Raw genomic sequence first — 11,802 nt, forward strand, 5'->3', positions numbered from 1 at the left:
CGTCAGGACCATCCTCACACCGCGACCAACGGCGCCCACCCCGCGAGGGATGAGCGCCGTTGGTTTCCCTTCGACAAGCTCAGGGAACGGGCTTCTACAGCGCGGCGAGCTCCTCGATCACACTGTCGCCGGGGACGACGTTGGTCATCGACGCCTCGATCTCGGCGCGGACGAGCAGCTCGTCCATGCGGCGGCGGCGCGCACGCGAGACGAGAGTCACGACGGTTCCGACCTTGCCGGCGCGACCGGTACGACCGGCGCGGTGCAGGTAGGTCTTGTACTCGTCCGGCGGGTCGGCCTGGATCACGAGCGTGATGTCGTCGACGTGGATGCCGCGGGCGGCAACATCCGTCGCTACCAGCACGTTGACGCGACCGCTCGTCAGCAGCGAGAGATTGCGCGTGCGGCGGGACTGGTTGAGGTCACCGTGCAGGCTCGTCGCCGGAATCCCGGCCTCCTCGAGCTGGTCGGCAAGCTGCTCGGCAAAGGCGCGGGTGCGCGCGAAGATGAGCGTCTTGTTGTCGCCGGCCGCGAGTTCCTCGATGATGCGGAACTTGTCGCGCTGCTCGATGAGCAGCACGCGGTGGTCGATGGTGGACGAGGCCTGATCTTCGCCGGCGACCTCGTGAACTGCGGGGTCCTTGAGGTACTGCTTGACGAGGGTGGCGACGCCCTTGTCGAGAGTCGCGGAGAACAGCAGCTTCTGGCCGCCTTCCTTCGTCTCGTCAAGGATGCGCTGCACCGGCTCGAGGAAGCCCAGGTCGCACATGTGGTCGGCCTCGTCGAGCACGGTCACGAAGACCTCGCTCAGGTCGAGGCGGCCCTGCTCGATGAGGTCTTCGACCCGGCCGGGGGTGGCGATCACGATGTCGACGCCGCGCTGAAGGCTCGACACCTGCTTGAACTGCGGCACGCCGCCCACGATGGTCGTGGTGAACAGGCCGACGCTGCGCGCGATCGGCTGCACCGTGCGGTCGATCTGCATGGCGAGTTCGCGAGTCGGGGCCAGGATGAGGGCGCGCGGCTTGCGGCCCGGCTTGCGTCCGGCGCCTCCGTGGTTCTCCATCAGGCGCTCAACAAGCGGTGCGCCGAAGGCGATCGTCTTACCGGAGCCGGTCTTGCCGCGACCGAGGACATCCTTGCCGGCCAGGACATCCGGAATGGTTGCTGCCTGGATCGGGAACGGCGTCTCGGCTCCCATGGCCGTGAGCTGGCGCGTCATGTTGTCGCCGATACCCAGGTCGCCCCAGGTCGTGCCATTCACCTCGGCGGCGGTGACGACCTGGGCCTCGAGGTGCTCGAGGACCACGTCTTCGTGCTGGCCGGAGTGGCCGGCGTTGCGCGCGGGGTACAAGTCGCTGTCGCGGCGTGCGGGGCGCTCGGCGAAGTCGCGACGCGGTGGGCGGTCATCGTAGGAACGCTTGGGACGGTCGTACGAGGGGCGGTCGCGAGCGGGCCGGTCGCCGTAGCTCGGACGCTCGGTGGGGGCCGGTCGCTCGGTGCGATCGCCATAGGAGGGGCGCGATGCACGGTCAGTGCCGCGATCCGCGTAGTTCGAGCGGGCCGGACGGTCGCCATAGCTCGGGCGCTCCGTGCGCTCGCCGTAGCTGGGGCGCTCGGTGCGCGGAGCGCGGTCGTTGTAGGCGGGGCGCTCGGTGCGGTCACCATAGGAGGGACGCGACGAGCGCTTGTCGTCGTAGGACGGGCGATCCGTGCGAGGCGCGCGATCGTTGTAGCTCGGACGCTCACCGCGCGGGTTGCGGTCGTTCGTGGCCGGGCGATCACCGTAGGACGGGCGAGAGGGGCGGTCGCCATAGCTCGGACGCTCATTGCGCTGCGCGCGGTCGCCGTAGGAGGCACGCTCCGTGCGCGCGGGGCGATCGCCGTAGGAGGGACGCTCGGTGCGGTCGTTGTAGCTCGGACGCTCGGTGCGCTGGGCGCGGTCGCCGTACGAGGGACGCTCGGTGCGCTGCGGGCGGTCGCCGTACGAGGGACGTTCCGTGCGCTGCGGGCGGTCGCCGTAAGACGGACGCTGAGCCCGGTCTCCGTGTGCCGCGCGCGCGGGGCGCTCGTTCGACGGCGTCCAGTTGGGACGACGATCGGATGCTGCACCCGCGCGGTCGCCGGTGCGAGAGGCGCGGTCATCCGCGTTCCAGCGCTGCTTCTTCACAGGAGCGGCGTCGGCGTGAAATCCGCGGTGTCCCTCGCTGCGGCTGCCGGGCTTGGAGCTACCGGCGGAGTTGTATTTCTTGACGGGTCGGCCGGCTGCCGGCTTTTTGCCCGCGTTGAATTTGTTTGTAGGCATGGTTCTTTCCGGGTTATGTAGTTGCATGGCAGCGCGCAACCAACAAGCTGCGCTTCTGCAGGAACCCGGGCGTTCTTTGACCAGGACCGTTCACATACGTGATTTTTCTCAGGACCTGCTCAGGAGTAGTTGAGAGGTAGAGAAACCGGCCCGAAAGACTTACAAACCCATTCGCGAGACTTCGCGATGTCTAGAGCCGACTGCACTACATTACCGGATTGCGCAGCCAAGCGCATTAGATTAGCCAGACTCCCAGCCCTCAGCTGGCTTCCGCTCACAGATTGGTCCCCAACATCAACCGGCTCTCTCGCGCAGGCTCGCCTCGACGGAAGCGTGCGGCATCCGCGTGCCTCGTGGCCCTGACGCTCCTGACCGGGCTGCTCGCCGGGTGCGCTCCTAGCGGCACCGAATCCGTGCGCGTGAAGCCGGCGGCCCAGCCGGTGTACCCGCAGGTGAAGACCGACCCCAGCATCCCGGTGACCGAGAACGTCGTCTATGGAACCGCGGACGCCGCCCCGCTCACGCTCGACATCTGCTTTCCGAAGGCGGCGACCGACGGCACCGCCGAGCAGAGTCCGCGACCGGCGCTGCTCGCGGTGCACGGCGGGAGTTGGCGGGCCGGGGACAAGTCAGACGTCAACTGGCGCGCGGTCTGCCAGTGGCTCGCGGGAAACGGCTTCATCACGTTCTCGGTGAACTACCGGCTGGCACCTCAGTACGCATTCCCGGCACAGATCGACGACGTGCGCACCGCCGTTCGCTGGCTGCGCGACCCCGCACAGGTAACGCGCTACAACATCGATCCGAAGCGCATCGGCGCGTTTGGCGGCTCCGCGGGAGGCAACCTCGCAGCGCTCCTCGGCACGGATGGCGAGGGCTCAACCACCACGGGCGATCGCATCGCTGCCGTCGTCGACCTGAGCGGTCCGACCGATCTCACCGCGGCAGGGCTCGGTCTCGGCACCACCCCGCCGGCGTTCCAACAGGTCGAGCTCGAGTACCTCGGATGCACGAGCTTCGGAGACTGTCCACAGGCCAGGGATGCCTCCCCCAGGTACCAGGTCGACTCGAGCGACCCGCCCTTCTTCATCGGCCAGTCACTCAACGAGCGCATCCCGAAGCCGCAGTCGGATGCGCTGGTCGCCGCCCTGCGCAAGGCCGGCGTCGACACGACCTACGTCACGGTCAAGGGAACTCGTCACTCGATCGCGATGCTGAACGACGAGTTGCGCTCGCGCATTGTGGACTTCCTGCACGCCCACCTGGGCAACTGAGTCTCGGCTGGACTGCAAGAGTGGGTCGAGTGCTCGCGCAGCGAGTGTACTCGACCAGCGAGTAGCTACTGCGGCAGTAGCTCCACCCGCGGTCCCGTGCCACTCGCCTTCGCGGCACGACGATCGATTCGCCGCTCCTTCGCGCCCTCGACGAGGTAGTACAGCACCGGCAGCACCACGAGCGTCAGCAGAGTCGACGAGACGAGCCCGCCGATGACGATGATCGCGAGCGGCTGCGAGATGAAACCGCCGTGGCCGGTGAGTCCGATGCCGAGCGGCAGCAGCGCGAAGATCGTCGCAAGCGCGGTCATCAGGATGGGCCGGAGCCTGCGCGAGGCACCGTGCACGATCGCCTCGCCCACCTTCATCCCGCGCCGTCGGTACTGGTTGATCAGGTCGACGAGCACGATGGCGTTCGTCACGACGATGCCGATGAGCATGATCACACCGATGAGCGACGGCACGCCGAGTGGAATGCCCGAGATCACCTGCAGCGCGATCGCTCCGGTCGCCGCGAATGGCACCGAGACGAGCAGCAGCAGCGGCTGGCGCAGGCTCTTGAAGGTCGCGACCATGACGACGTAGACGATGAGGATGGCGACCAGGAGCGCGAGCCCCAACTGGCCGAACGCGTCGCTCTGCTGCGAGGCGACGCCGCCGATCTCGGCAGTGGCTCCGGCCGGGAGATCGGCCTTCTTCACCGCGTTCGCGATGGACGCGGACGCCGTTCCCACGTCATCCGTCTTCGGCGTGACGCTGACCGTGGCGGTGCGCACGCCCGAGCTCGTCGTGACCGTCGACGGGCCCTTGACCTTCTCGACGGTGGCGAGGTCGCTGAGCGGAACGATGCCGGTGCGCGTCGGGATGTCGAAGGAGCGCAGTTCCGCCTCGGTGGTCGGCGCTCCCGCGTTGTCGATGTAGATCGACAGGGTCTTCTCGTCGATCACGACGGAGCCGGTGGCACTGGGGTTCATCGCGGCTGTGACCATGCCGCCCACCGCGAGCTCGGTGAGTCCCGCCTCGGCCGCCTTGTGCCGGTCGACCCGCACCGCGATGTACGGCTGCTCGTCGGAGAGGTTGCTCGTGGTCTGGGCGACAACGTCGAGCTTCGAAACCTTCGCGTCGACGACATCCGCGGCCCTCTTGAGGTCGGCCTGGCTGCCCGCCTTGACGATCACATCGACGCTGGATGACGCGAACCCGCCGCCCGCGGCCGCGAGCGTCACGTCGCCCGCATCCTTGATCGCGGCAACCCGCTTGCGCACGGTCGCCTGCAGGGCGGTCTGGTCGACATCCGGATCGGTGGTGATCGAGTAGCTGATGCCCCCGCCGCCGCCGAAGGCCGCCCGCAGCGAGGTGCCGCCCGAGCCGATCGAGGTCTGCACGGTCTTGATGCCCTTGATGTCGCGGAGCACGGATTCGACCTTCTTCGAGGCCTCGTCCTGCGCCGCGAGACTCGTGCCCGCGGGCAGCGACTGGCTCACGTTGAGCGTGTTCTGACCGCTGCCGCCGATGAAGTTCGTCTTGAGGCCCGCCGCCATGAAGCCGCTCAGCACGAGCACGAGCACCGCCGCGAGGATCGTGACGACCGGGCGCTTCAGGGTCCAGCGGATGACCGGCAGGTACGCACGCTGCAGGCGGTTCGGATGCGCGAGCTCCTCTTCCGCGGTCCGCAGCTCGTCCGGCGTCGCGACCTCGGCACCGGCGTGCTTGTGCGCGGACTTCGACCCGAGGAACCAGTACGCGAGCACCGGAACGATGGTGAGTGCGACGAAGAGTGATGCGGCGAGCGCGATGGTCACGGTGAGCGCGAACGGGCGGAACAGTTCACCCGTGATGTCGCCCACGAGCGCGAGCGGCAGGAACACCGCGACGGTCGTGATGGTGGACGCTGTGACCGCGCCGGCGACCTCGCGCACGGCGGTCGTGATCGCCTTCCCCTTCTCCTGACCGAGGCTCACGTGCCGCTTGATGTTCTCGATCACGACGATCGAGTCGTCGACCACTCGACCGATCGCGATCGTGAGCGCACCGAGCGTGATGATGTTGAGCGTGTAGCCGGAGGCCTGCATCCCGATGAAGGTGATGAGCACCGACACCGGGATCGAGATCGCCGTCACGAGCGTCGAGCGGATCGACAGCAGGAACACGAGGATCACGATCACCGCGAAGACGAGGCCGAGCAGGCCCTCCGTGGCGAGGCTGTCGATCGACTGCTGGATGAACGGGGCTTGGTCGAAGACGACCGTGAACTTGGTGTTGTGGCCGATCGCATCCTCGAGCCCCGGGATCGCCTTCTGCACGACCTTCGAGACGGCGACGGTGTTGCCGGCCGGGGTCTTCGAGACGGCGATCGTGATCGACGGTTCGCCGTTGACGCGGGAGATTCCGGTGACCGGGTCGTCCTTGATCTCGACGGAGGCGACATCCGAGATCGTCTTCGGCTCGGGCGTCACAACCGGTGCCGAAGCCCCAAGCCGCGGGTCGGTCGGGGTGGCCTGAGGTGCCGCGGCACCGAGCAGCGGGAGTTCGCCGATTTGCTTGACCGTCGTGATCTTCGAGCCGGCCTGAACGGTGAGGGTCTCGTCGTTCTCGGTGATCGAGCCCGATGGCAGCAGCGAGCCGTTGGCGCCGAGGGCGTCGCGGATGGCCTGGGTGGTGAGTCCCGCGGCGGCGAGCTTGTCGGCATCCGGGGTGATCACGACGCGCTGGCCTGTCGTGCCGAGCAGCGTCGCCTGGCTGACGCCGTCAAGCTGCTGGATGTCGGTCAGGGTCGAGCGAGACAGTGCGGCCGAGAGGTCCCGGGCATTCAGGTCGCTGGTGACCGCGATCTGCACGACGGGAAGGTCGCCGAGGCTGAAGGTGAGCACCTGCGGCTCGACATCCTTGGGCAGCCTCGACGAGATGCGGTTGATCGCACTCTGCACCTTCTGCTCGGCTGTGGCGAGGTTGGTGCCGTAGTTGAACGAGGCGGTCACGGTGGAGCTGTTCGCGCTCGAGGTGGCGGTCGTGGTGTCGAGCCCCTCGACGCCCTGGATCGCGGTCTCGATCGGGGTGCTGACATCCGTATTGACGACCTCGGGCGAGGCACCCGGATAGCTCGTCGCGATGAACAGCTGCGGCAGCGACAGCGAGGGGATGAGCTCCTGCCTGAGCGAGGTGAGTGCGATGCCACCGAAGATGCCGATCACGATCGTGACCAGGGCGATCAGCGCGCGATTGCGAAGGCTGAAGACGGATAGCAGATGCACGAAGGTTCTCTCCTGAGGATGCTGCGTGCCACGGGTGTCGGCACGGACTGGTGCACGACCGCGTGCTCTCTCGAAAGTAGTCCAGTCACTCCGCCCCCGCATACTCCGGCGGGATGACCTTGGAGCGCTAGACGACCTCCGCAAGGAAGCCCTGATCGCCCAGCGGAATGCGGGAGAGCGAGCCCCAGGCCGTCGCGAGTGCCGCGACCGCACGATCCGTCTCGTCTCTGGAGTAGGAGAACGGCACCCGCAGAAAACGCTCGAAGGCGCCGTCGATGCCGAAGCGCGGGCCCGCCGCGAGCAGCAGCCCCTCGTTTCGAGCCGCGAGCGTCAATTGCGAGCTGACCGGATGCCCGAGGCCAACCCACAGGGTCAGACCGCCCTGCACGCGCGGCACGCTCCACTCCGGAAAGGTCTCTCTCAGCGCGCCGACCAGGTGGTCTCGCCCCAGCCTCAACTGCTCCCGCCGCACCTCGAGCACGGCGTCCATGTCGTCGAGGAGGTTCTTCACGAGCAGCTGCTCGAGGATCGGAGTGCCGAGGTCGCCCGCGCTCCTGGCCCGCACGAGCCGGTGAATGAGGGTGCGTTCGGCGCGGATCCAGCCGATGCGCACGCCGCCCCACACCGTCTTGCCGACGGATCCGATGAGCACGGCGCCCGGGGCACCGTCGCCGAACGGCAAATGCTCCTCCCGGCGATCGATAGACAGCTCGGCCATCGTCTCGTCGGCGATGAGCGTCGTGCCCTGCCGCGCGGCGAGCGCGAGGGTGCGCTCGCGCAAGTCCTCGGACATCGTGCGGCCGGTCGGGTTGTGGAAGTCGGGCATGAGGTAGCCAAGGGCTGGGCTCGTGCGCTGGATGGCCTGCTCGAGCGCGGACTCGTCCCAGCCGTCCTCGGTCGTCACGCTCACCGGAACGAGTCGCGCCCCGGTCGCCCGCAACGCCTCGTAGGCGTGTGGATAGCTCGGCGATTCGACGAGGGCGCTGTCGCCGCGACCGAGCAGGGTGCGAGCGAGAAGGGCGATGGCGTGCTGGGCGCCGATCGTGACCATCACCTGCTCCGGGTCGGTGGGCAGTCCGCGGGCCGTGTACCGGTTGGCGATCGCCTCACGCAGCTGCGGCAGGCCGACGGGATCGAAGCCGCTGCCCCCCAGGTACGCGGGGAGTTCGGCGGCGGCCCTGGCTGCGGCATCCGCGAGCCCCGGCAGTGCGGGCATCGTTGCCTTGCTGAAGTCCAGGTAACCGGCATGGCCGGTGTCGAGCGCGACGGGAGCGCGGGCGGGCAGGCGCGCGACGCTGCCGGAGCCGCGCACGCTGCTGAGGTATCCGGAGTCGCGCAGTTCCCCGTAGGCGGCGGTGACCGTGGTGCGGCTGACGCCGAGTTGCGCGGCGAGGTCTCGCTCCGCGGCGATGCGGGTGCCGAGGGGAATGCGTCCGTCGAGCACGAGCAGCCGGATGCGGTCGGCGAGCGCCACGTATGCCGAGGTCGTCGTCGAGTCCCGCCATCCGCTCAGCAGCGAGGCCAAAGCGCGGGCCGAAAGGGATGCCATGAGGCCACTATAGGCAAATTGGCCTCTTGTCATAAGGCCACTTTGGGAATTGGATACAGCTATGGTTTCCGTTGTGCACCCCTCCCGCCGTCTTCCCCTTCGCTACACGCAACTGCTGATCGGCCTCTTTCTCTACGGGATCGCGATCGCGATGATGGTGCAGGCGGCGGTCGGTATCGCGCCGTGGGACGTGCTCTCGCAGGGCATCTCGATCCACACCGGGATCCCGTTCGGATGGGTGACCAACCTGGTTGGAATCGTCGTGCTGCTGCTGTGGATCCCGATCCGGCAGAAGCCGGGCATCGGCACGGTGCTCAACGTGCTGCTCATCGGACCCAGCGCCCAGCTCGGCCTCGGCATCATCCCGACACCGACGATCCTATGGGAGCAGATCCTGCTCTTCACCGGCGGCCTCGTGCTGCTGGCGATCGCCACGGGCCTCTATCTCGGCGCGCGCTTCGGACCGGGGCCGCGCGACGGACTGATGACCGGCATCCACAACAAGTGGGGCTGGCGCATCTGGGTCGTGCGCGCCTCGATCGAGCTCTGCGTGCTGGCCATCGGATGGCTGCTCGGCGGCAACGTCGGCTTCGGCACGCTCGCCTTCGCGCTGCTCGTCGGCCCGCTCGTGCACATCGCGATGCCCCTGCTGGTCATCAAGGACCGCAGCGGCGCACCGGTGGAACCCCTCGAGCCCGCACAGGACGCCAGCGGCGAGAGAAGCGAACTCGCGAAGGGGGATACGCCTCCCGCCGCCGAGCAGCTGCTCCCGCCGCGAGGCATCTAGCGCACTTACTCTCGCCCTCATCGGCCGACGGATTAGGACTATGCGTCGCCGGGGATAAAGCGGGAAGGCGAGGGTGTGGTGGGCCTCTTGGCGCGCTGGAGCTATGAGGAGCGCGCAGCGATCCTGCGACGCCAGCGCCGACGGAGCCTGCGACGGCGGTTCAGCCTTACCGCTTTATCCCCGGCGACAGCACGCGCTACATCCGGTCGGCGTATACCGCCATGGCGTCGCGCACGTAGCTCGCGCCCTCGACGCCGCCGTAGTTCGCACCGAAGCGCGGGTCGTCGACATACATCTGGCCGAGGCCGCGCATCGCCGCTGCTGGAACCTCGCGGCCCTGCCAGCCGACCTGGATCCAGTCGTGATGGCGCCGCGTGATCTCCTGCACCACGTCGCCGTCCACGGGCTCACCGGCCTCGAAGGCTGCGGCATAGTCTGCCTGGATCTGCTTCTGCTGCCGCATGAAACCGGCCTTGTCGGCATCCGTCAGCTTCGTCCACCAGCGGTCACCCGCCGCGTACGCCTCCTTGCCCCAGCGCTCCTCGACCTCCTCCCTGTACTGGGTGTGGTCGAAGCCATCCAACATTTCTTCTGCCATGAGTTGTTCACCTCCCTTCGTCTTTCTGATCGTCGTTTCGACCGCCGCGATCTGGCGGTCAAGCCGTTCTTTCTCCTGCTCCAGCCAGCGCAGGTGCGTGAGCAGGGCATCCGCGTCGCCGCTGTGTCCCGCGAGCACCTCACCGATGGCGGGCAGGCCAAGGCCCAGTTCTCGCAGCAGCAGGATGCGCTGCAACCTGGCCAGGGCTTCCGCGTCGTAGTAGCGGTAGCCGTTGCTGCCGATGCGGCTCGGCGCGAGCAGCCCGAGGTCGCCGTAGTGGCGCAGGGTTCTGGATGTCGTGCCGGCCAGCCGCGCAATGTCCTGAATCGACCAGTCCACTTCCGCTCGCGCTCCTCTCTGTCTCGTTCCTGGCCGCCCCCGCGGCCGTTCCCTCACGCTAAACCTTGACGCAACGTCAATGTCAAGCACCGCCGCGCGCCCTCCCTCCGCCCCGTTTCGCCCGAAGGCGAGCGGGAGGGTTGCGGGAGAGCCAGACGCGATATATCGTGAGTTAAAGCAGACGCGATATATCGCGTTAGGAACGGGTGCAACGGCATCCCCACAAACACGAAGGCAGAAGCACATGGCACAGGAAAAGTGGATGGTCGAGGGCGAGAAGGTCATCGACATCGCCCTGGTACGCAAGCTCAAGGTCAGCCTCATCGCCGGCCAGGTCGACATCGTCGGCCACGACGAGCCCGGCGCGCGCGTCGAGGTGCACTCGGTGCACGGCAAGCCGCTCAAGGTCTCGATCGAGGGCGACACTCTCGAGATCGATCACCCGCAGCTCAGCTGGGACAACTTCATCGACGTCTTCGCCTCCTTCCGTGGCACGGCCAGGGCGGATGTCAGCATCATGGTGCCGAGGGACGTCGCCCTGAAGTTCGGCGTGGTCTCGGCGAGCGCACTCATCAGCGGCCTCGCCGCGGATGCCAGGGTCAGCACGGTCAGCGGAGACGTCGTCATCGACAAGCTGAGTGGTGACCTCGACCTCAACGCCGTGAGCGGTGAGATCGCGGTGCGCGACCACCACGGCAGCGTCAGCTCGAAGACTGTGAGTGGTGACGTGACCGTCAGCGGCGAGATCACCAAGTTCCGCTCTGACGGCGTCGCGGGCAAGGTCTTCCTCGACCTCACCGGCATCCCGGAGGAGGCGAAGATCAACACCGTCTCGGGCGACGTCACCGTGCGCCTGGAGTCCGGTGTCGCCGCGCGATACAAGGTCAATACGGTCTCGGGAAAGCTCCAACTCGACGACTCCGAGATCACCGGCATCCGCGGTTCGTACACGGGAAAGTACGGCGAACTCGACGGCCAGTGGCTCGACTTCACGGCAAGTACGGTCAGCGGGGACGTCGCCGTTCTGCACGCCGCGACGGTGTCGCTGTGACCCCGCCTGTCTTCGCCCACGGGCACCTTCGCCTCTACCTCCTCAGCCTGCTGACCGACGCTCCCCGGCACGGTTACGAGCTCATCCAGGCCCTTGAGGAGCGCTTTGGTGGCACCTACGTTCCGAGTGCCGGCACGATCTACCCGCGACTCGCGAAGCTCGAAGACGACGGTCTCGTCACCAAGGCCGCGGACGGCCGCAAGACCGTCTACGCGATCACGGATGCCGGCCGCGCCGAGCTTGCGGCGCGCCAGCACGAGCTCGACGGCATCGAGAGCGATGTCACCGACTCGGTGCGCAGGCTCGCTGACGAGGTGCGCTCGAGCGTCAACGACGCGATGAAGTCGCTGCGAGCAGACCTCGCCGCCGCGGCACGAGAGGCGCGGGCGGATGCGCGCGGCTCGGGCCGCAGCACCCAGGCAGACCCGCAGAGAGCGGCCACCATCAGCCACCTCCGTGAAGCGGAGATGGTGCTCGACGAGTTCCGGCACAACATGCGCGCCGACCTCCGCAGCCGCACTCGGCAGGGAATCTCGGCCGAGCTCGTCACCACGCTCAGGTCGGGTCTCGATGCCCTCCGGGAGAGCCTGCAGAAGTAGCGGGAATACCGGCGGAATATCCAGGGTTGGAGTTGTCTGTACGAACTAT

General features: G+C 67.6%; 8 protein-coding genes. 4 read left to right on the top strand and 4 right to left on the bottom strand.

The features are described 5' to 3' along the window. Window positions 1-94 precede the first annotated feature (94 nt). Complete coding sequence (locus ABUA37_RS14045) at window positions 95-2,305, bottom strand: DEAD/DEAH box helicase (protein ID WP_349899836.1); 2,211 nt, start codon at window positions 2,303-2,305, stop codon at window positions 95-97. A 281-nt stretch (window positions 2,306-2,586) separates the two neighbouring features. Here ABUA37_RS14045 and ABUA37_RS14050 point away from each other — a divergent pair, with 281 nt between their 5' ends. After that, the gene (locus ABUA37_RS14050; RefSeq protein WP_349899837.1) at window positions 2,587-3,579 is read left to right on the top strand and encodes an alpha/beta hydrolase; all 993 of its coding nucleotides are present in this window, start codon (window positions 2,587-2,589) and stop codon (window positions 3,577-3,579) included. 65 nt (window positions 3,580-3,644) lie between these two features. Here the strand turns inward: ABUA37_RS14050 and ABUA37_RS14055 are convergent, their stop codons facing one another. Both ABUA37_RS14055 and yczR read right to left on the bottom strand, forming a co-directional pair. Next, entirely contained in the window at window positions 3,645-6,830 is a 3,186-nt protein-coding gene (locus ABUA37_RS14055) for an efflux RND transporter permease subunit (protein WP_349899838.1), read from the bottom strand. A 127-nt stretch (window positions 6,831-6,957) separates the two neighbouring features. Next, on the bottom strand, window positions 6,958-8,379 hold the full coding sequence (yczR, locus tag ABUA37_RS14060) for a MocR-like transcription factor YczR (RefSeq protein WP_349899839.1): 1,422 nt from the start codon (window positions 8,377-8,379) through the stop codon (window positions 6,958-6,960). Window positions 8,380-8,440: 61 nt separating this feature from the next. Between yczR and yczE the strand changes: the two genes are divergently transcribed. After that, window positions 8,441-9,166 carry a membrane protein YczE gene (yczE, locus tag ABUA37_RS14065; protein ID WP_349899840.1) on the top strand — a complete coding sequence of 242 codons (726 nt, stop codon included), beginning with the start codon at window positions 8,441-8,443 and terminating at the stop codon, window positions 9,164-9,166. A gap of 196 nt (window positions 9,167-9,362) precedes the next feature. Here the strand turns inward: yczE and ABUA37_RS14070 are convergent, their stop codons facing one another. Next, a complete protein-coding gene (locus ABUA37_RS14070; RefSeq protein WP_349899841.1) occupies window positions 9,363-10,103 on the bottom strand; it encodes a MerR family transcriptional regulator in 741 nt (246 codons plus the stop codon). 244 nt (window positions 10,104-10,347) lie between these two features. On the opposite strand from ABUA37_RS14070, the gene ABUA37_RS14075 reads away from it, so the two are divergent. Together ABUA37_RS14075 and ABUA37_RS14080 are read left to right on the top strand one after the other, a co-directional pair. Then, on the top strand, window positions 10,348-11,154 hold the full coding sequence (locus ABUA37_RS14075; RefSeq protein ID WP_349899842.1) for a DUF4097 family beta strand repeat-containing protein: 807 nt from the start codon (window positions 10,348-10,350) through the stop codon (window positions 11,152-11,154). Continuing rightward, entirely contained in the window at window positions 11,151-11,753 is a 603-nt protein-coding gene (locus ABUA37_RS14080; protein ID WP_349899843.1) for a PadR family transcriptional regulator, read from the top strand. Before ABUA37_RS14075 ends, ABUA37_RS14080 begins: the two co-directional genes overlap by 4 nt. Window positions 11,754-11,802: the final 49 nt, after the last annotated feature.

This window comes from Parafrigoribacterium soli (genome assembly GCF_040227235.1).
Lineage (GTDB): Bacteria > Actinomycetota > Actinomycetes > Actinomycetales > Microbacteriaceae > Parafrigoribacterium_A > Parafrigoribacterium_A soli.

Excerpts from the sequence above, each read along its gene's own strand:
- yczE (WP_349899840.1), top strand. The coding sequence starts at position 8,441 with ATGGTTTCCGTTGTGCACCCCTCCCGCCGTCTTCCCCTTCGCTACACG.
- ABUA37_RS14045 (WP_349899836.1), bottom strand. The coding sequence starts at position 2,305 with ATGCCTACAAACAAATTCAACGCGGGCAAAAAGCCGGCAGCCGGCCGA.
- yczR (WP_349899839.1), bottom strand. The coding sequence starts at position 8,379 with ATGGCATCCCTTTCGGCCCGCGCTTTGGCCTCGCTGCTGAGCGGATGG.
- ABUA37_RS14075 (WP_349899842.1), top strand. The coding sequence starts at position 10,348 with ATGGCACAGGAAAAGTGGATGGTCGAGGGCGAGAAGGTCATCGACATC.